Source organism: Mesorhizobium sp. AR10, assembly GCF_024746795.1.
GTDB lineage: Bacteria > Pseudomonadota > Alphaproteobacteria > Rhizobiales > Rhizobiaceae > Mesorhizobium.
Map to the genome: position 1 here is coordinate 5,819,615 of NZ_CP080524.1, position 19,586 is coordinate 5,839,200.

The window sequence follows — 19,586 nt, forward strand, 5'->3', positions numbered from 1 at the left end:
GTCTTCTTCCTGATTGCGGCGACATTGATAGGGAAGCGGAACTGATTTGTCTCCCCTTTCCAGCCAGCGGATTTCGCCCTGGGACTAATGCCCGAGCGCCGCGCCTACCCAATCGAGCCGCGTCGCGGGGACAAGGCCGTAATTGTAAAAATTGATGCCATCGACACCCGGCACCGTCGCCGGTTTGACCTTGGCGGCGAGGATCTCGGGACCTGCCATTTCCGGATAGAACAGCCGGTAACCGGTGCCGAGGAATTTCTCCGTTCCGAGCGCTGCGCGGCCGGCCGCCATCAGGCTGGCGACATCGCCGGCCTGCATGTCGTAGGCACACAGGATCGCTCCGTCGCAGACCTTGCCGAGTGCCGCGAGATCGCAGCCGCCGAGCCAGCCGTCTTTCAGGTCGATGATGACAATACGCGTTCTGGGGTCGGCGACTTCGCGCAGCTCGGCGACCAGGCTGGTCACCGGCTCGAACCGCCATAGCAGATAGGCATGGAGCTCCGGCCAGGGCGCAAAGGCGTCGAGGCCGCTGGCGGGAAAGTCGGGAAAGCGCCGTTCGGGCACGGCGCGCTCGCAGGTCTCGACGATCCATTGACTGACAAGCTTACGCGCCGCCTCGCCATCATCGCCGGCGCGAGCCGCACGCGCGAGGCAGGACGGACAGAAGCACAGCGACAAAAGAAAATCGTCTTCCGGCGTCAGGCCGACACCATCCTTCTCGTGGTGATACTCGTGGGCGAAGCCCATGAAGGACGGACTTTCAAGCTCGATCCTGTCCGGCCTGTAGCTGTGAGAGATATCGGCGACCAGCGCACGAACATAGGCGCGCGCATCCGGATGCGACGGGCACAGATTGTAGTAGTTGGGATCGCCGAAGGCGTTGCGGGTGACGGCCTGCGGATGCAGCATCCCAAGGCGGGTATTGTGCAGGCAGACTGTCCAGCACGAGACTCCGAGCCCGCCCGCGTCGCGCCTGCGGACAAGCTCGCCGAGCACGTTGCCGCCCTCGGTGATCACGTCCGCCACTTTGGGCTGGATGGCGAGGCTGGCCCAGCGTGCCGCGGTTGGCTTGAAATAGATGGTACCGTCTTCCGGGAAGTAGGCTTTCCGACGCGGGCTGCGCGGCTGCAGGAAGCGCCCGGCATGGTACGACGTTGCCAGACTGATCATGCTGAGCCCGGCGCGCTCGACAATATCGCGTTCGACCGTCTCCAGCCCGATATCCTGGATGTCCCAGGGATAGGTCCACATGGATAGTTGTTGCATGGAATATCCTCAGTCCTGATCCTAATGTCGGCGCATGGCCGGAGATGGCTTCATGGTCAGCCCTCGACCGGCTCGGCGACCTGCATCAGGCAATCTCCTGCCTCGCACATCGTGTGCAGCCGGCGCGACAGCACGATGCCGCTCTCTTCGAAATGCAAGGGTTCCTCGGCAAGGTCGAGCCGTTCGAGGTCGTGGTACCAGCCGGCTAATTGTCCGACGCCAACGCTGTCGCCCAACCTCACGGCGGGCTCGAACCAGCCGCGGCGGGTGGCGTAGAGACCCTGGCTGTGCCGGGACAGCGACAGCAGCCGCGTCGGTGCCGAAGGCTTTGACTCCGCACCAAGCACCGGCGCTTGGACCACGCCCAACGCAACCATCAGGCTGTCGAGCGCGCGGGCGGTGACCGCCATCGTATCGACCGTGGCAGTACCACCGCCGCCGAACTCGCCGCTGACGCCGATGGCGCCGGCCCGGCGGGCCGCGCCCATGGAGGTCGGCGAGGCCTGACCGTTATCGGCAACGAACCCATAAGGCATGCCGAGCGTCCGCATCAGTTCCACCCCACGCACGTGGCGTTCGGGATCGGCATTGCGCTCGACCAGCGCGGTCGGCAGATGTTCCATCGACGTGCCGCCCGAATGAATGTCGAAGACGACATCGTGACGGGCAAACAGTTCCGTCTCGAGGAAATTGGCAAGCCGGCCTGTCGGCGTACCCGACGGATCGCCGGGAAAGGCGCGGTTGAGGTTGCCGCTGTCGAGCGGCGAGCAGCGTTTGGCGGCCATCACCGCCGGCGCGTTCGCCATCGGCAGAATGGTGATGCGGCCCTTGATCCGCTTTGGGTCAAGCCGTCGCACCAGCTTTGCCAGCGACAACTCGCCCTCATATTCGTCGCCGTGATTGCCGGCCATTAACAGCAGGGACGGGCCTTCGCCGTTGTGGATGAGGCAGATCGGCACCTTGACCTGGAAATAGGGCGAACGGTCGATCGAGAACGGAATGCTGAGATGGCTAAGCGTCTTGCCTTCCCGGTCGAAGTCGAGCGTATGGCTGAGGCCGGTGTGCATGGATCAGACCGCCGCGACCGCGGTGATTTCGATGCGCAGATCAGGATCGGCCAAACGCGCCTCGACGCAGGCGCGCGCCGGCAGGCGGGCAGGGTCGACCCAGGCGTCGTAGACACTGTTCATGGCGTCGAAGTCGCCGATCTGCGGCAGGAAGATGTTGACCGCCACCAGCTTCGACTTGCTGCTGCCGGCCTCGACCAGCAGCGCCTCGACCTTGGCGAGCACGTCGCTCGTCTGGCTCTCTATGCCGGCCTTGCGGTCGTTGGCCACCTGGCCTGCTATGTGCACGAGGCCGCCATAGACCACCGCCTGCGACATGCGCGAGCCGGACTGAAAATACTTGATCATATCGGATCCTTTCGAGGTTCTCTTTTTTGGGGAATCTGGTCAGCCGAACCAGGTGGGAAAGGCGTGGCGGACACGCCCGGTCGCGTCGACGCCGAAGATCACGCGATAGCGATCAAGACAGGTGCAGGGGTGCGAGATGCCGAATTCGACGACGTCGCCGACGGCGATGTCGTCGCTCGGCGCAATCGACAGGAAGGCATGCTGGTCGTTGAGCTTGATGACCTCGGTGTGCGCCGCCGGCATCGGCAGTGGCTTGCCGGCACGGAAGACCGTAAGCAGGGTTGGAAAGCCCTGATCGAATGACACGTCGCGCATGCCCATGCCACAGATCGCCAGGCCGGGTTCCGGCCGCGACAGCACTTCGGCCCACAGGCGCAGTGCGGGTTGAAACGAATGTCGCGCCGAAGCGCTGATACCGCCGATCGCAAAACCCCTGCGGGCATCGAGTGCGCCGAGCGATCGGTCGTAGGTGCCATGGTCGTGGAAGAAGATGGCGCCGCTGCGCAGCACCAGCGTCGCATTGCCGTCGCTGGAGACGATGGGTGACAGCGTGGCAATCACCTTGTCGAAGAAGATCGAGCCGCCAGCGGTGACGATCAGCGGTGCATCGCCGCCGACGCGGGCGCGAAGCCGCAGGAACATGTCGGCGGTCATCGCCAGCAAGGCGGATATCACCTCGTCGGTGCGGCCGGGCTCGGGTTGCGCCGCGGCACCTTCATAGGTCGCGACGCCGGCGATCAGCAGTCGCCCATCGGCAGCCGTGATCGCATCAGCGATTGCCTCGGCTTGCGTGGTGGTGCGGGCGCCCGCCCTGCCCGCGCCAAGTTCGATAAGAACGCGCAAGGGCGGCAACGCCGCATTAGTACGCCAAGCCCCGGCAAGCGCGTCTACGGCGTCGACCGAGTCGGCGAAAATATAGAGTTCGGCGTTCGGCCAGGCGCCGGCAAGCGCCGCCAACCGGTTCGCGCCACCTGCTCCGCCAACTTCGTTCGCGATGATCAGCCGGGTCAGGCCAGCCTTGAGCATCACCGTGGCCTGCCTGATATCGGCGACCGTCGTGCCCCACGCTCCGGCTTCGACCAGCGATCGGGCAAGGTCGGGCGCCATCGGTGTCTTGGCATGCGGGGCGATCGCAGCACCTTGTTCGCGCGCGTAGCGCAGGAACAGGTCGCGGTTGGCGGCGAAGGCTGCCTCGTCGAGGGTCAGCACCGGCAACGACATGCGTCCCTCGGCCGGATGCCAGCGCTCGGCCGCGACAAGGCTGCTGTCCAGTCCGGTTGTACCGGGAGGCACGCCGCGAATGCGGTCGTCGAGTAGAAAATTTTCTCGCACCGCGAGCCCCAACACCGGTGAGTTTTCGGTCATCCGATGCTACCCCTTTTGCCGTGGCAGGACGAAGCCTGGATCAATTGCCGATGCCGGTCACAACATGAGAGAGATGCGTGCCAAAGCCTTACCCCGGACCGATCATCGATGCCCACCATCATCTCTGGGATCTCGGCCTCGGCCGGCATCCCTGGCTCGCCGCCACGGCCAGCGAACGTGGCGGCCTGGGCGAGCTTGGCCCGTTGCGCCAAAACTATCTTCCGCAGGATTATGCGCGCGACGCCAGCAGGCACAATGTCGTCGCCACCGTCCATGTCGAAGCCGGTTGGGCGAGCGACGACTGCGTCGGCGAAACGCGATGGCTGGAGACACTCGACAAATCGCGCGGCATCGCCGCTCGCTATGTCGTCCACGTGCCGCTCGCCGACCGCCAGGCGCAGGCCTTGATCGAGACGCAGGCGGCGTTCGGCCGTGTCGTCGGCGTGCGCGACATATTGAGCTGGGATCCCGATCCTGCCCGCCGCTTCGCGACCCACGACGGCATCATGGACTATCCGGCATGGCGTGCCGGCCTTGCCCTGCTTGCCCAGCATCGGCTTGTCTTCGACCTGATGGTGTTTCCGCGCCAACTCGCCGGCGCGGCTCGGCTTGCCGCTGCCTTCCCCGATCAACAGTTCGTGCTCAACCATTGCGGCAGCCCGATCGACCGTGACCCCGAAGGTATGCAGGCGTGGCGCGACGGGCTGCGGCTTCTGTCTCAGCGCGACAACGTCGCCATCAAGATCTCGGATCTGGTCGCCTACGATCATGACTGGACACTCGACAGTTTGAGGCCAGTCGTCCTGCATTGCATCGACTGTTTCGGCACCGGGCGCGCGATGTTCGGCAGCGACTTCCCGGTCGCCGGTCTGCATGCATCATTCAATGCGGTGTATGACAGCTTCAAGGCCATTGCTGCAGGCTTTTCCTTGGACGAGCAGACGGCGCTGTTCTTCGGCAACGCAAGGCGCATCTATCGGCTGGACGATGTGTCATCGGCGCGCCTGCTCCCGGCCTGAGAGAAGCAGCAGGCCCAGGATCAGCGAGCCGAACAGGATGCTGCGCCAGCCGGGCGATGCGTTGACGACGGTGATCAGCGCGGTGATGGTGACCAGCAGGATGGCGCCGGGGATGGTGCCGGCATAGGTGCCGAGCCCGCCGAGGATCGAGGTGCCGCCGAGGACCACGGCGGCTATCGAGGCGAGCAAATAGGGATCGCCGATCCCGACATAGCCTTGTCCGTTCATACCGAGAACCAAAATGCCGGCAAGCCCCGAACAGAAGCCGCTGATGCCGTAGACCGCGAGCGTCGTCGAGGTGACCGGAACGCCGGACAAGGCCGCGGCGAGCGGATTGGCGCCCATGGCGAAGATCCGGGCACCGAGCGATGTGGCATGCATCGTCGTCAACACGATGACGGAGACGATCACCCACAAAAGCACGCCTGCCGGAATGCCGGCCGGCCGCGCGTTGCCGAGCCAGTGAACCAGCGGGTTCTCGGCGGTCACGGCGCTGCCGCCAGCGATGATGATCAGCAGACCCTGCAGGAATGTCGCCATGGCCAGCGTCATGATCATGGGATGAACGCGCAGCAGCGCCACGCCCAATCCGTTGACCAGACCGATTGCCGTCGTCAGCGCAAGAACGGCAAGGATGGCGGTGAGACCGGTCGGATCCGCCTGCCATGACAGCAGCGGCAGGCTGACGGCACTCACCGTGACGATCGCCGCGACGGAAAGGTCGATACCGCCGGCGATCACCACGAAGGTCTGACCCGCGGCAACCAGGCCGATGACGGCGCCGAGTTCGACCAGGTAACGCAAATGGCCGTAGGCGCCGAAGCCGCGTGACGCGACGCTCGCCACGATCCAGACGGCGGCAACGATGGCGACGGTGAGGAACGGCCGACTGCGCAGGATCATCAAGGCGCGTTTGCCGCGTGCGCTGTCTTTCCATGCTGTCATTGCTGCACCTTGCGGAATTGCGGGATGGCGACCGCCCCGATGATGATGAGGCCTTGGGCGACATACTGGGCGACCGGCGTGAAGCCGAGGAAGAACATGACACTGATCATCAGGCTGAGCAGCAGGCTACCGGCAAGCGCGCCGCGCATCGTGCCCTGGCCGCCAAGGAAGCCGATGCCGCCGAGCACGGCCGCGGCAATGGAGTTCAGCGTGAAGGCTGCCCCGATGACCGGGTCGCCCGAACCGGTCTGCGCGGCGACGAACAGGCCGGCACCTGTGGAAAGCAGACCGCTGATCGCGTAGGCGGCGATGCGCGCGCCATCGACCGGCACGCCGGAGCGATAGGCGCCGACCGGATTCTCGCCGGCAGCATAGAGGCTAAGCCCAAGCGGTGTGGCGAGATAGAGCTTCCACAAGAGAACGATGAGCACCAGCAGCACGAATGCCGCCGGCGTGTTGCCGGCAAGCAAGTCGGACAGCCACTCGGGAATGGCGCCACCGGGTCTCGGCAGGATGAGCAGTGCTGCGCCGCCGATGATGAAGGAACCGGCGAGCGTCACCACGATCGCCGGCAGGCGAAGCCTCACCACGATGAAGCCGGTCGCCGCACCAATGCCGAGGCCGGTCAGCACCACCGCCGCGGTACCGCCGGCGACGCCCAGCGGCCCAGCCATGGTCGTCGCGGCGAGGACTGCGCCCAGACTGACCGTCGCGCCAATCGCCAGGCTGATGCCCCCGGTGAGCATGAGCATCGCCTGGGCCATGGCGACCAGCGCCAGCGGAAACCAGCTCTGGGTGAATTTGGCGAAGCCGGAGGCCGTGAAGAGCCCGGGAAAGAGAAAGCCATAGGCGACGAGAAATACCAGGACCACAGCAAACAGGCTGCGCACGCCGACATTGCGGCGCAGCTGAACCGGCCAGTAGAGTGGGCCGATTTGGCTTGCGGAAGCAGGCGTATTCATGCCGCAACCTTCCGCTGTTCTGCGCCCATCGCGGCGGAAACGATGGCTTCCTCGCTGAGCCCTCCGCGCGCCAGCATGGCGACGATGCGGCCGTCCCGAACCACGGCGACGCGGTCGCAAAGGTGCACCAGTTCGGGCGTGTCGGAGCTGAGCAGCACGACCGCCTTGCCGGCGGCGGCGAAGTTGCGAAGCATCATGTAAATTTCACGCTTGGTTTCGACATCGACGCCGCGCGTCGGATCGTTGAGGAGGAGCACGAGGGGGTCGTGCGGCATCCATTTCGCCAGCGCGACCTTCTGCTGGTTGCCGCCCGACAGGGCCTGCGCCTGCCGGTCGAGGTCGCCCTTGATGCCGAACTGGGCGGCAAGGCCCCTTGCCGTCTCGCGCTCGGCACGGCGGCTGCGCAGCTTCAGCGCCGGCAGCCTGGCGAAAGCGGGCAGCATCATGTTGGTGATGATGGGATGGATCAGATGCAGGCCTTCGCGCTTGCGGTCGGCCGGCACATAGGCGAGGCCGAGCGCGTTGGCTTTCGGCACGCCACCCGGCAGCCCTGAGGCGCCGTTGACGGTCGCCGATGCCGTTCGTGCCGGTATGGCGCCGTAGAGGCCGAGCAGCAGATCCTCCTGGCCTTGCCCGACCAGGCCGCCGATGCCCAGCACCTCGCCTGTCCTGATGTCGAGATCGACATCGCGCATCAGGCCGGCCGAAAAATTGCGAACCGAGATGGCGTCGGCAGGCGAAGCCGAAGGCTGCCAGCGCGGAAAGAGATCGCCGGGGTCGCGGCCGACCATCAGTCGCACCAGGCCGGCGGCATCGGTTCCTTCCAGGCTACGGTCCGCCGTGCAGGTGCCATCCTTCAGCACGGTGACATGCTGGCACAACGTCATGACTTCGTTCAGCCGGTGCGAGATGTAGAGAATGGCGATGCCTTCGCTACGCAGCCGCTCCAGCAGGTCGGTCAGGATTTTCGTTTCGGTTGCCGACAACGACGACGTCGGCTCGTCGAGAATGAGCACACGCGGCCGGCGGTAAAGCGCCTTGGCGATTTCCACCATCTGCCGGCGGCCAAGCGACAGATGCCCGGCCGGCGTCGACAGGGGCTCGTGCAGCCCGACGAGGTTGCACGCAGCCCTGGCTCGCGCGGCGAGTTCGTTGTAGTCGACCAGGCCGAACCGCTTGGGATAGGCGCCGAGGCCGATGTTCTCGGCTATAGAAAGACTGGCCGTCAGGCTGAGTTCCTGCTGGACGACGGCAATCCCGGCCTGCCGCGCATAACCAGGGGTCATGCGCGAGACCGGGCGTCCATCGACTTCGATCGTCCCGCCATCCGGACGCAAGGCGCCGGACAACAGGTTGATCAGCGTCGACTTTCCGGCGCCGTTCTCGCCGAGCAGCGCATGCACGCGGCCCGGCTGGAGAGCGATGGAAACGTCGCGCAGGACGGGGTTGCCGAAGAAAGACTTCGACACACCCCGCGCCGCGAGGAGCGGAGCCATAGTCGTCAATCTACAACCCTTCAGGCTTATTTCTGGGCCAGCAGCTTCTTGAACAGCTCCTCATCGTAGGGCGAATAGATGTAGCCGTCAGCCGGGAAATCCTTGGCCCGGGCGAGGTATTCGTCGATGTTGGAATTGTCGATCACCGGCAGCGGGATCTTGACGAAAGCCGGTACATCCTTGCCTTCCAGCGCCTGGACGGCGGTGTAGGTGGCGAAGGCACCCAGCCAGTTCGGCTGCATCGTCGCCCAGCTCTTCAGGCCCTTTTCCTTCCACAGTTCGAGGAACTGACGGGCGTTCTCGCCGGTGATCGGCACCTGTTCGCGGCCCTGTTTGTCGAGGGCGAGCACGGCGCCGGCCGACAGAGCGCCACCGAGCGACAGGATCCCGTCGATCTCGGGGTTGGCGAAGAGCAGGCTGGTGACGGCTTCCTGGGCAGGCGCGACATTGTAGGGCGTGTTGGTCTCGGCAAGCACCGCCACCTCAGGATGGGCCTTGAGCGCGGCGTCAGCGCCTTTGCGCCTGTCATCGCTGACCGAAACGCCGGCAGGGCCGTTGAGGATCAGGATCTTGCCCTTGCCGCCGATGGCATCGATCAGGAACTTGGCCGCCTGATCGCCCCACTGCGAGGAATCGGTGTTGACCTTGGCGGTGACCTGGTCGGTGTCGACGAGGCTGTCGAAGTTGATGATGGCAATGCCCTTGGCGCAGGCGTCGGCCAGCACGCGGGCCGGAGCTGTCGACGAGCCGGCAATCAGGATGATGGCGTCGACATCGGAATCGATCATCGACTGGATCTGCTGGATCTGGACGTTGGCGTCGCCCTGGGCGTCGGTCACGACGAGCTTGTCGACCAGCCCCTGCTTCTTGAGGGTCTCGACTTCGGCTTCGATCGTGCCCTGGGTCTGCTTCATCCAGGTTGGCACGGAGTAGATGTTGGCCCAGCCGATCGTGTACGGCGCCTTGCGGTCGCCCTTGATGCAGTTTGCGGCGGCGTTGGCCTGCGAGCCAACGCCGATGCTCAGAACGAGACCGAGGCAAAGGGCGCTGACGGATGCGAAAAGCGATGATTTCATCATGATTGTTCCCTTCTGAAGTTATGCCCGGACGTGCAGGGTCGGCACGAGAAAACCTGTCGGTTGCCGCGTCGCGGAAACCGCCTGTTTTTCGTCGGACTTTCTGCGTCAGGCTCGTTAGTTTGTCTGGTATTTCAGACATGGTGTCTGTATACCGGACAAATCGGATGCTAGACCTAGCCTTGACATCTTTCAAGCGCCTTGAGACGAGGGCCGAAATGATTTTTGGACGGATGCGGCTGACATGAGCGATGGCGCTACTGATCTGATGGAAACAATAGCCGGCGCCGAGCCGCGCAATGGCGAACGGCGTCGCGGCATCGACCGCGTCATCATGCTGCTGGAGGCGCTTTTGCGGCACCGCGCGCCGATGCGCGTCGGCGACATGGCCAAGATGATCGGTGCGCCGCGTTCGACCACCTACGAGATCGTCAACAGCCTGCTCGAGGCCGAAATGCTCGAAAATGTCGGGAGCGAAGGCTATGTCTATTTCGGACGGGCGATGCATCTGTTCGGCTGGGCCTATTCGCATCACAACGCTCACTACCGGCGCATCATCGAGACGCTGGACAAGATGGCCGCAGAGACCGGCGAGACGGTCCAGTTGTGCGGCCTGCGCGGCAACAAATATGTCGTTCTCGATTGCCGGGACTCGCCCGGCCCGTTCCGGATTTCAAGCGATGTCGGGGTCGAGGTGCCGATTCCGTGGACGGCGTCGGGACGGCTGCTGCTCGGCCATATGAGCGAGCAAGAGCTAAGGGACTTCATTCCGCTTGGCGACTACAGGCTTCCCGACGGCCGCGTCATTGCGCCAGCCGAGTTCTTCGCCGATGTCGCTGCGGCGCACCGGCAGGGTTTCAGCGAAACCGCCGCGCTGGCCGACCGCTTTACCTGGTGCATGGCCGCGCCCATCCACGACGGCCACGGCGCCATCAACAAGACCCTGTGTTTCGTGTTGCCCGTCGACACGCCGGAAGCGCGGCGGACCGAGTTGCTCGCCCTGCTGCGCGAGCGCGCCCGTGGGCTGTCTCTGGCAGGAAGCTAGGGTAGAAGAGCCTAATAAACCCTTCAGCCGCGAACAACTTGCCGGATGGCAGGATCGCCCGTGAACATGGCTTGTATTTTTCGCGTTAAAGAATAAATTTACGCGTGGAATGATTTACCGATACGCGTTGAAACTGTCAAAATTGTCTGTAAAATTTCGCCTTGCAGTTGCACGGCAGCGCACCGTATGTAGGTGCTTGGGGCTGCGCTAGGGCGACCAGATACTGGATGTCCGCGCCGCGAGGGTTGAATGCCGATGACGCACAAGACGATGGAGGATTTCGCCCGCTCTTGCGGCGTCTCCAGGCCGACACTGTCGAAATATTTCGACGATCCAACCAGCGTCAAGCTGGCGACGCGAAAGCGGATCGAGGAAGCGCTGCGCTCGTCCGACTACCAGCCCAATCTCTTTGCCCGCAACCTGAACCGCAAACGGACCCGCAGCATCGGCATCATGGTGCCGACAGTGGCCGATCCCTTCTATTCGGAGATGGTCAGCCGCATCGAACTCAGGCTGCGCGACGAAGGCTACTGGCCGATCGTCATCTCCTCGCACGGCTCGCGCGAGCTCGAAGTGGAGGCGACGCGAACCATCCTGTCACTGAAAGTCTCCGGTGCACTCATCGCGCCGCTCGGCCTGCGCTCGGACCACCGCACGCTGGAGAAGCTGACGCAGGCCATTCCGGTCGTCTATTTCGACACCTATCTCGAAGGCGGAACGCCGTTCGTCGGCAACAACAACAGCCAGAGCGTCTCGACCATCGTCGACTACCTTTGTCGTTCCGGCGACGCCCCGATCTATTTCGATATCCCGCACGTCAACCACAACTCGCCAGAACGCCTGAACAGCTATGTCGCCTCCATGAAGCGGCTCAGGCAGGAGCCTGTCGTCATCGGCAACATCGACGACTACACATGGGATTTCGAACGGATCGGATACGAGCAGACGGAAAAAATGCTCGGCAATGGCGGCCTGCCGGGCAAGACCATTCTGTGCGCCAACGACCGTCTCGCCTTCGGCGTGATGGCGGCCGCCTACTCGCAAGGCCTCAAGGTTGGCCGCGGGGGCGATTGCGACCTGCGTGTCGCAGCTCATGACGATCACCCACTGAGCCGCTACACCTGCCCTGCGCTGACCACCATGGCGCAGGACTTCGCTGCCATGGCGGGACGCAGCGTCGAGACGCTGCTGGCCTTGCTGAATGAGGATGGAGCAGAGGTTGCCTCGAAGGTCAATCTCGACTCGACCCTGGTGATGCGTCAGTCGGCCTGAGTTTTTCCATCGAAGCCTTGCCATGCGGCAACCGCCGCGCCGACCGCCTGGCGCGCCGCCGGACCATGGCGGCCCATTGAGACAAAGCCATGGATCTGACCGGACCAGCGGCGCAGCACCACCGGCACGCCGTCATCTTCCAGACGCCTGGCATAAGCCTCGCCTTCGTCGGCGAGGATGTCGTGACCGGCGATAGCGACAAAGGCCGGTGCTGCGTCGGCAAGGCTCGCTGCCTTCAACGGCGACACGCGCCAGTCGTCGATATCGCCGGCCTGGCTGACATAGTGATCGCGAAACCAGGCCATGGTTGCCGCGGTGAGCCCATAGCCGTCGGCAAAGCGGCGATAGCTGTCCGCAGACTGTGAGGCGTCCGTGTTCGGATAGAACAAGAGCTGCGCCGCCGGCGGGTGCTTTTCGCTGCGCGTCATCAGGCACAGCACCGCAGCGAGATTGCCGCCGGCACTGTCGCCGGCGACAGCGATCCGCTGCGCGTCGATGCCGAGATCGTCGGCCGCACTTTGCATGAAGGCAAACGCTGCAAGGCAATCGTTGATGGCGGCCGGGAATTTATGTTCCGGCGCCAGCCGATAGTCGGGAGCGACGACAATGCAGGCCGCCATGTTGGCAAACCAGCGGCAGATCTCGTCATGGGACTCGAGATTGCCGAGCACCCAGCCGCCGCCATGCAGATAGAGCAGTGCCGGCGCACCGGTCTCAGCCGCCCCTCGCCCGCGATAGATCCTGAGCGTCAACACACCGCCGGGACCGGCAATGGTGCGCTCACCCAGCGAGGCGACCGGCTCGCGCTCGCCCTGCAGTGTAGGAAAGCCCGCTACATAGGCCCGGCGCGCCTCTTCGGGTGTGCCGGCTTCGAACGGCCGTGCGGGCGCCTGCCAGTCGAGGTCGAGCACATGCCGGGCTTCCGGATCGAGCAAGGAGGAAAGCGATATTGTCATGAACGTCATCCGACCTCACTCAGGCAAGCAGGCTCGTCGCCTCGTCCTCGCCAAGAAGCGGTGGCTGGTCGACCGTCCCGTTGACGGCGACGGACTCGCGGCTCTCTCCCGAAGCGAGGATCGCCTCCATGATCTCCAGCACATGCAACGCGAGGTCGCCGGACGCGCGCGGCTTTCTTCCGGTCGTCAGCGCGCGCGACAGATCGGCGACACCGAGCATGCGGTAATTGGCGCGATCAGGCTTGGCGTAAGGCCAGTTGCGCTCACCGTAGAGTTCGCTCTCGCTGGCGAAATCGATCCAGTCGGCGCCGCGCTCCGAAAATGAGACGTTGCCACCGAACGTGTCGGGATCAGGCAGGCGCAGAGAGCCTTCCGTGCCATGCAATTCGATCGGGTGGTTGGAATGTTTGAAGACGTCCCAGGAGGCGCCGAAGGTGACGGTGGCGCCCGAGCGGAATTCCAGCAGCGACAGGATGTTGGTCGGCGTGCCGACCTTGAAACTGGTGTTCTTGTAGGGACCTTCAGCGGTGATAAGGCGCTCCTCCTGGCCGCGCGTCGCCATCGCCATCACGCGCGCCACCGGTCCGAGCAGATTGACGAGCATCGTCAGGTAGTAGGGGCCCATGTCGAAGACCGGGCCGCCGCCGGGCTGATAGTAGAATTGCGGATTGGGATGCCAGTGCTCCATGCCGCGTCCCATCATGAAGGCCGTGCCGGTCACCGGCCGTCCAATGGCGCCCTCATCCATCAGGCGGCGCGCCCGCCGTCCGGCTGCGCCGAGAAAGGTATCCGGAGCCGATCCCAGCAGCAGCCCGCGCTGCGCCGCCTCAGTGACAAGGCGACGGCCATCGCCGGCCGAGGTTGCCAGCGGCTTTTCGGTGAAGACATGCTTGCCTGCCGAAAGCGCTGAAAACGAAACGTCGAAATGCGCCGCCGGGATGGTCAGGTTGAGGACAAGGTCGATCTCCTGATCGGCCAGCAGCGCATCGACGCTAACCGCCCGGATGCCGTATTCACGGGCGCGCAAGGCCGCCAGTTCGGTCGAAATGTCCGCGCATGCACGCAGTTCGACCCCGCCGAAGAGCGCCGCGTTGTGCAGATAAGTCATCGAGATGTTGCCGCATCCGATAACACCGATGCCAAGCTTCGTCTTTGATTTTTCGTGCATTTTCAGTCTCACCTCCCAACGCCATGGTCCCCTGGCTGTACCGTTGCACCAGCAACCGGTCGCGCTCGAAAACCGCTATACAATATTTTAAATCTTGACGCGCGTAAAATTTTTATGGAACATGCGGAAATGCTTGGCGCGACATCGGGAGGCTGCCGGCGCAGGAGGAGAGAATGACTGACATGAAAAAACGGCCGACCGCCGATACGAAGCCCGTGGATCATGCGCGCATTGGATCTTTCCGTCGCGGTCAGGGACCGAGACGGGTTCAGGCATAGATCACCTTGGCCCCGATCATATCAAGCTCTCTGCGTATTGGATCGGGCAGGCCATCGTCGGTGATCACCACATCGACGGCCGACAGCGAAAATGCCTTGGAGGTCCCGCTGACGCCCCATTTGCTCGAATCGGCGAGGAGGACAACGCGCCGGGCCATGCGAACGAGGTTTCGCTTCGTTCGCGCCATGTCTTCGTTCACGTCAACCACATCCAGCGACGAGTCTATCGCATGCGCTCCAACAAAGACCTGATGCGCTACCAAGCCACCGAGAGCCGTATCGGCATCGGTGATCAGCGTGCTCACCGTGTCGGGATAGACCCGGCCGCCGATCATATGAACGTCGAGCCCGGGACGATGCATAAGATGCTGCACGATATTCATGGCCGTGGCCGCGACCACGACATTGCTGAGCGGCGGTAACTGCATGGCAACCTGCATCAATGTCGAGCCGCCGTCGAAGATGACCGATTGGTTGTCCTCGAACAGGTCTACCGCCGCCCGGGCGATGCGCTTCTTTGCGTCGAGGTTCGTTTGCATGCGCCGGGCGAACGCGGCCGTAGTCGAATCGGTGGTCCGGGTCACCGCCCCTCCACGGGTCTTGGTCAGTAGTCCCTTGCGGTCCAGTATCTCGAGGTCGGAGCGCACCGTGACTTCCGACACGCCAAACCCGTCTGACAGGTCCTTCGTGCGAACCTGTCCGCTGCGTTGCACCTCACCCAGGATCGATTGGCGTCTCTGCTCCGACAACATTGCCCTGCCCTTGCCTCCCTGCGCCAAGCAACCGCTCTGGCCTCGGCTCACCTTACCAAAAATACGCAAATTCGAAAGCTTTCGAAAGATTGTATTTCTTTTTTCTTTCGGAAACACTAGGTCCAGGATTTTGAAATCAAACGATTGGGGAATTTTGCACTCATGAGCCTAGGAACCAAGGTGCGTCTTGCGCGCCTCTTCTCGCATCCATCGGGGAAACTTTTCGGCGGCGCGGTCGACCATTTCGTCGGCTATGGCGACGTGCGCAAAGGTGGCCTTGCCGACCTGCCGGGTGCGCTCGCACGCGTCATGGTGGGCAAACCCGACTACGTCAGCATCCAGCCTGGCACCGCGCGCCATCTGTGGCCGCAATATGCGGGCAAAGCTTCCCTGGTGATTCAGGCGGGCTGCTTCACTCCGGACGATCGCATCAGCGAGTTGATCGCAACGCCCGAGGATGCGGTGCGCGCGGGGGCCGATGCGTTGGCCGTGGCCATTCCGGTGCGCGGCGCGACCGAGGGCAAATACATACGCTGGCTGACCGATTCGGTAAATGCAGCGGCCCGCTACGGCATGCCTGTGGTGGCGCATATCTACCCTCGCGATTTCACCGACGGAGCAAAGATCGTCTTCACCCCCGACGAGATCGCCTATGCGGCGCGCATCGGCTACGAGTCCGGTGTCGACGTGATCAAGATCGGCTACACTGGCGATTTCGAGTCGTTCCGAGAGACCGTCCGGACCTGCCCGGTGCCGGTTGTCATCGCGGGTGGTCCGAAGACCGATACACTGCTCGGCGCGCTTCAGCAGACGGCGGACGCCATCCGTGCCGGCGCACGCGGTGCCGTGGTAGGCCGCAATCTCTGGGGGCATGGCGATCCGGAGAAGGCAGCGCTTGCCTTTCGGGGCGTCATCCATGACGGCCTTTCGGCGCAAGACGCCCTGGCGAAGGCGGGTGCCTGAACGATGCCCACCGTCCCCTCGATCCTCGGCTTCGGCGCTATTGCGATCGACGACATCGTCTACGTCGATCAGCCGTTCTCGGCGGGCAAGGGGAAGGTTCTGCAAAGTGCCCGCGCTTTCGGGGGAAATGTCGCGACGGCGCTGGCCGCCGTCGCGCGGCTCGGCGGAACCGCCGGGTTCGTCGGATGGCTGGGCAGTGCCGCGGACGACGCCGTGCTGCGCGATCTCGTTGCGAGCGGTGTTGAAACTGCATTCGCGCCGCGCCATCCCGACGCGCGCCCGGTGCGCTCGCGGATCACCGTCGACTCGGACGGGGAACGGTTCATCGCGTATGACGACGATGCGATGCTGGGCACCGCTCCGGACTTTCCGGACGATATCCTCAGCAGCGCGACCGTCCTGATTGTCGATAGCTACGCGATTCGGTCGCTGGATGTCGTGGCTCGGGCTCGCGATCTCGGCCTTGCGATCCTCGGCGATATTGAATGGAGCGGCGGCCCAGCCACGGAGCGGCTGATCGCGCTCTGCGACCATCTCATTCTTCCACTCGGCTTTGCGCGGACTGCCACGGGGCGCCGATCGCCCGCCGAGATGCTCGATGCATTGTGGGTGCCGTCGCGGTCCGCCGTGGTTCTGACCGATGGTGGCAGGGGCGTGTACTATCGCGGGCGTGAAGAGACAGGTCTCTGGCACCTGCCCCCGCACCGGGTTGTGGTCGTCGACTCGACCGGCGCGGGTGACTGCTTCCATGGCGCCTATGCCCATGCGTTGACGCGCGGGGCCGACACCGCAGGCCGGGTGGCATTCGCGGCCGCGGCGGCGGCCCTTTCGATAACGGGGCGTGGCGGGCGCGAGGCGCTTCCGACCGACGACCAGGTCACGGAACTCCTGGCATCGACGAACGCGCCGTCAGCAGTCGAACTGAAAAAAGCGCATGCCGATACTGTAACATAGGCTGAAACTATCCGAGAAAATATTCGCAAGTGAACATAATCCGAGGATAACTACAAGAATCAGTGGCTTATACTTGCGGAGGGAGGAAAATGGCAAAAGTCATTCTTGAGAATATCTGCAAAACCTACGGGAACAATTTTCGCGCAATCGACCAACTGAACCTATCGGTCGAGGACGGCGAGTTCTTGATTCTCGTCGGGCCATCCGGCTGCGGCAAATCCACCGCTTTGCGAATGATCGCGGGATTGGAGGACATCACCAGCGGCAGCCTTCGGATCGGCGGAGTCGACGTCGTCGACATGCCGCCCAAGGACCGCGACATCGCGATGGTCTTCCAGAGCTACGCGCTCTACCCGCATATGACGGTGTCCGAAAACATCGCCTTTTCGATGCGGCTGGCAGGCAAGCCGAAGGCCGAGCGCAAGAAGCGTGTGGACGAGATCGCCAAAACCCTTCAGCTGACGTCTTTGCTGGACAGCAAACCTGCGAACCTTTCAGGCGGACAGCGTCAACGGGTTGCCATGGGCCGCGCCATGGTGCGCGAGCCGGCCGCCTTTCTCATGGACGAACCCCTTTCCAACCTGGATGCGAAACTGCGTGTTCAAATGCGCGCCGAAATCACCAGCCTGCAAAAGCAGCTCGGCGTAACGACCATATATGTGACCCACGATCAAATCGAAGCGATGACGATGGGAGACAGGGTCGCGGTGTTGAAAGGCGGCGTGCTGCAGCAGGTCGACACACCCAAGAGGCTCTATGAATCGCCGGTGAATGCCTTCGTTGCCGGCTTCATCGGTTCTCCTTCGATGAACCTTTTCGAGGCGGCCCTGACGGGCGACGAACTGATGTCAGGCACCTTCGCCATCCGGCTGCAGGATGCAGCCTTCGTGCGCAGGCCGGGCTTGCGGTCGTATGAGGGGCGCAAGATCGTGTTCGGCATCCGGCCGGAGGATCTTTATGACAGCAGCCTCGAATCCGGTCGCAAGTATCAGACGATACCCGCAAAGGTGACTTCGATCGAAGAACTCGGCTCTGAACATATCGTCCACCTGAACATCGACGCGGTCCGGGTGGACTCCGGCGACCCGGACGCGGTGGACGATTTTGGCCTGGCATCGAACGCGGTGGCGAGATTTGAGCCGGCCAGCGCCGTCCACTCCGGCTCGGAAATCCGGTTGGCCGTGGATGATGCCAAGTTCCATTTCTTCGATCCCGAGACGCATCTGGCGATCTGAATATCTGCGGCAGACCGCAGGCGAGAGGGGGCGCCTGCGAAAGATACTGGCAAGAAGGCTTCTGAATAAACCAGACGATCGTCCGCATTGTGCGGTCGATCTTAAAGAAGGAGGAGAAAATGACGTTTCGGATACAACCCGCGATGCTGAAAATAGCCGCGGCCGCATGGTTGCTTGGCGCAACCAGCGCCATGGCGGACACGGCGCTGGAATTCACCCAATGGTGGGAGCCCGAATTGCCGGCCGGCTCGCTCAGGGCAATCATGAATGACTTCGAGGCTGCAAACCCCGGAATCAAGGTGACGCTGGTCAGCGGCCCCTATGCGACCACGCGCGACCAGATCTCGGTTGGTGCTGCAACTGGAACGCTTAGCGACGTCGTCGGTCTCGACGGCGCTTGGGTGAACAATCTGAACGCGCAGAATGCGCTGGCCGACATGAACCCGATGATGGATGCGAGCGGGTTCGATAAGACCCAGGTCGCGGATATCATCAAGGTGGACGGCAAGGCGGTGATGTTTCCCGTGGCTTCGTTCGTCTATCCGGTCTTCGTGAACATGGACCTCGCCGCCCAGGCCGGCGTAACCAAGCTGCCGTCGACCCGCGCGGAGTTTCTCGAAGCCGCCAAGAAGATGACCCATGTCGACAAGAACCAGTATGGCTGGGTGCTTCCCTTGTCGCTGCAAACGCCGTCCGGTGTCCAGAACGACCTGATGTCGTGGGTCTGGGCCTCGGGTCAATCGATGATGGCCGACGGCAAGCCGGCTCTCGAGGGCAAGCCGGTCGTCGATATGCTCACCTTCGTCAAATCGCTGAACGACGCCGGCGTCATCTCGCCCGGCATTGCCACCAAGACCGAACAGGAAAAGGTCGAGGAATTCGTCAACAACCGGGTCGGGATGATGATCGACTCGCTCGCGCATGTGAACCTCATCCGCGAGCGCAATCCCAAGCTGAACTTCGAACTCATCCCGGTCCCGGTCGTGGAGAACTACAACGGCAAGCGCGGCCTTCCCTACGCCTCCTGGGGCATCGGCATCTCTGCGGCCTCGAAACATCAGGAGGAAGCCTGGAAGCTCGTCCAATATCTGATGAGTGAAAAGGTGAACGCCAAGCTCGTGTCGCTTGCAAACGCCTTCCCGGGCAACGTCAACGCCAAGCCCGATTTCGTGACCTCGGACAAGGCTTTCGGCAAGGCTTTCGAAATCTACAAGACCGGTTATCTCGCCAACGAGTTCACCGGTCTGCCGGTGGCTGAAGACTTGATGACCAAGTTCGACGTGGAAGCCCAGAAGATGCTCGCCGGCGAGCAGTCTCCGGAACAAGCCGCAGCCAACGCTCAAAAGGGCTGGATGGCGAAATTCTGAGGGGCCTGTTCCCCGTTTGCTATCTTCCACCGGGTGGCCTGACTTCGGGCAG

At 63.3% G+C, this 19,586-nt stretch carries 18 protein-coding genes; 7 read left to right on the plus strand and 11 right to left on the minus strand.

Going from position 1 to position 19,586, the window contains the following annotated elements:
- Positions 1 to 84 precede the first annotated feature (84 nt).
- The 4 genes from LHFGNBLO_RS31910 to LHFGNBLO_RS31925 are packed head-to-tail and all read right to left on the minus strand — an operon-like array spanning position 85 to position 4,046.
- Positions 85 to 1,266 carry a hypothetical protein gene (locus LHFGNBLO_RS31910; protein WP_258603988.1) on the minus strand — a complete coding sequence of 394 codons (1,182 nt, stop codon included), beginning with the start codon at positions 1,264 to 1,266 and terminating at the stop codon, positions 85 to 87.
- A 56-nt stretch (positions 1,267 to 1,322) separates the two neighbouring features.
- Positions 1,323 to 2,333, minus strand: a complete 1,011-nt coding sequence (locus tag LHFGNBLO_RS31915) for a succinylglutamate desuccinylase/aspartoacylase family protein (RefSeq protein ID WP_258603990.1) — start codon at positions 2,331 to 2,333, stop codon at positions 1,323 to 1,325.
- 3 nt (positions 2,334 to 2,336) lie between these two features.
- Positions 2,337 to 2,681: a RidA family protein gene (locus LHFGNBLO_RS31920; RefSeq protein ID WP_258603991.1), complete on the minus strand. Its 345-nt coding sequence runs from the start codon at positions 2,679 to 2,681 to the stop codon at positions 2,337 to 2,339.
- 39 nt (positions 2,682 to 2,720) lie between these two features.
- The gene (locus LHFGNBLO_RS31925; protein ID WP_258603993.1) at positions 2,721 to 4,046 is read right to left on the minus strand and encodes an alanine racemase; all 1,326 of its coding nucleotides are present in this window, start codon (positions 4,044 to 4,046) and stop codon (positions 2,721 to 2,723) included.
- A 77-nt stretch (positions 4,047 to 4,123) separates the two neighbouring features.
- Here LHFGNBLO_RS31925 and LHFGNBLO_RS31930 point away from each other — a divergent pair, with 77 nt between their 5' ends.
- Positions 4,124 to 5,065: an amidohydrolase family protein gene (locus LHFGNBLO_RS31930; protein ID WP_258603995.1), complete on the plus strand. Its 942-nt coding sequence runs from the start codon at positions 4,124 to 4,126 to the stop codon at positions 5,063 to 5,065.
- On the opposite strand, the gene LHFGNBLO_RS31935 is transcribed toward LHFGNBLO_RS31930, so the two are convergent.
- The 4 genes from LHFGNBLO_RS31935 to LHFGNBLO_RS31950 are packed head-to-tail and all read right to left on the minus strand — an operon-like array spanning position 5,039 to position 9,547.
- Positions 5,039 to 6,010: an ABC transporter permease gene (locus tag LHFGNBLO_RS31935; protein ID WP_258603996.1), complete on the minus strand. Its 972-nt coding sequence runs from the start codon at positions 6,008 to 6,010 to the stop codon at positions 5,039 to 5,041. The genes LHFGNBLO_RS31930 and LHFGNBLO_RS31935 overlap by 27 nt on opposite strands.
- Positions 6,007 to 6,972 (minus strand): ABC transporter permease, encoded by a 966-nt coding sequence (locus LHFGNBLO_RS31940; RefSeq protein ID WP_258603998.1) that lies wholly within the window; start codon positions 6,970 to 6,972, stop codon positions 6,007 to 6,009. Before LHFGNBLO_RS31940 ends, LHFGNBLO_RS31935 begins: the two co-directional genes overlap by 4 nt.
- A complete protein-coding gene (locus LHFGNBLO_RS31945; RefSeq protein ID WP_258604004.1) occupies positions 6,969 to 8,468 on the minus strand; it encodes a sugar ABC transporter ATP-binding protein in 1,500 nt (499 codons plus the stop codon). The genes LHFGNBLO_RS31940 and LHFGNBLO_RS31945 overlap by 4 nt, the downstream gene beginning before the upstream one ends.
- 26 nt (positions 8,469 to 8,494) lie before the next feature.
- Positions 8,495 to 9,547, minus strand: coding sequence for a substrate-binding domain-containing protein (locus LHFGNBLO_RS31950; protein WP_258604007.1), 1,053 nt, complete (start codon positions 9,545 to 9,547; stop codon positions 8,495 to 8,497).
- A 241-nt stretch (positions 9,548 to 9,788) separates the two neighbouring features.
- Between LHFGNBLO_RS31950 and LHFGNBLO_RS31955 the strand changes: the two genes are divergently transcribed.
- Both LHFGNBLO_RS31955 and LHFGNBLO_RS31960 read left to right on the plus strand, forming a co-directional pair.
- A complete protein-coding gene (locus LHFGNBLO_RS31955) occupies positions 9,789 to 10,589 on the plus strand; it encodes an IclR family transcriptional regulator (protein WP_258604009.1) in 801 nt (266 codons plus the stop codon).
- A 249-nt stretch (positions 10,590 to 10,838) separates the two neighbouring features.
- A complete protein-coding gene (locus LHFGNBLO_RS31960) occupies positions 10,839 to 11,861 on the plus strand; it encodes a LacI family DNA-binding transcriptional regulator (RefSeq protein ID WP_258604010.1) in 1,023 nt (340 codons plus the stop codon).
- Here the strand turns inward: LHFGNBLO_RS31960 and LHFGNBLO_RS31965 are convergent.
- The 3 genes from LHFGNBLO_RS31965 to LHFGNBLO_RS31975 form a co-directional block, all read right to left on the minus strand.
- The gene (locus tag LHFGNBLO_RS31965) at positions 11,849 to 12,817 is read right to left on the minus strand and encodes an alpha/beta hydrolase (RefSeq protein ID WP_258604011.1); all 969 of its coding nucleotides are present in this window, start codon (positions 12,815 to 12,817) and stop codon (positions 11,849 to 11,851) included. The two genes, LHFGNBLO_RS31960 and LHFGNBLO_RS31965, sit on opposite strands and share 13 nt — an antisense overlap.
- Before the next feature lie 19 nt (positions 12,818 to 12,836).
- Positions 12,837 to 13,985 (minus strand): Gfo/Idh/MocA family protein, encoded by a 1,149-nt coding sequence (locus LHFGNBLO_RS31970; protein WP_258604013.1) that lies wholly within the window; start codon positions 13,983 to 13,985, stop codon positions 12,837 to 12,839.
- A gap of 268 nt (positions 13,986 to 14,253) precedes the next feature.
- Positions 14,254 to 15,015, minus strand: a complete 762-nt coding sequence (locus tag LHFGNBLO_RS31975; protein WP_258610000.1) for a DeoR/GlpR family DNA-binding transcription regulator — start codon at positions 15,013 to 15,015, stop codon at positions 14,254 to 14,256.
- A 162-nt stretch (positions 15,016 to 15,177) separates the two neighbouring features.
- Here LHFGNBLO_RS31975 and LHFGNBLO_RS31980 point away from each other — a divergent pair, with 162 nt between their 5' ends.
- The 4 genes from LHFGNBLO_RS31980 (at position 15,178) to LHFGNBLO_RS31995 (ending at position 19,534) form a co-directional block, all read left to right on the plus strand.
- Positions 15,178 to 15,978, plus strand: a complete 801-nt coding sequence (locus LHFGNBLO_RS31980; RefSeq protein WP_023797149.1) for a class I fructose-bisphosphate aldolase — start codon at positions 15,178 to 15,180, stop codon at positions 15,976 to 15,978.
- Positions 15,979 to 15,981: 3 nt separating this feature from the next.
- Positions 15,982 to 16,932 carry a PfkB family carbohydrate kinase gene (locus LHFGNBLO_RS31985; RefSeq protein WP_258604020.1) on the plus strand — a complete coding sequence of 317 codons (951 nt, stop codon included), beginning with the start codon at positions 15,982 to 15,984 and terminating at the stop codon, positions 16,930 to 16,932.
- An 89-nt stretch (positions 16,933 to 17,021) separates the two neighbouring features.
- Positions 17,022 to 18,167 (plus strand): ABC transporter ATP-binding protein, encoded by a 1,146-nt coding sequence (locus LHFGNBLO_RS31990; protein WP_258604025.1) that lies wholly within the window; start codon positions 17,022 to 17,024, stop codon positions 18,165 to 18,167.
- Between the two features lie 119 nt (positions 18,168 to 18,286).
- Positions 18,287 to 19,534, plus strand: a complete 1,248-nt coding sequence (locus tag LHFGNBLO_RS31995) for an ABC transporter substrate-binding protein (protein WP_258604027.1) — start codon at positions 18,287 to 18,289, stop codon at positions 19,532 to 19,534.
- Positions 19,535 to 19,586 lie beyond the last annotated feature (52 nt).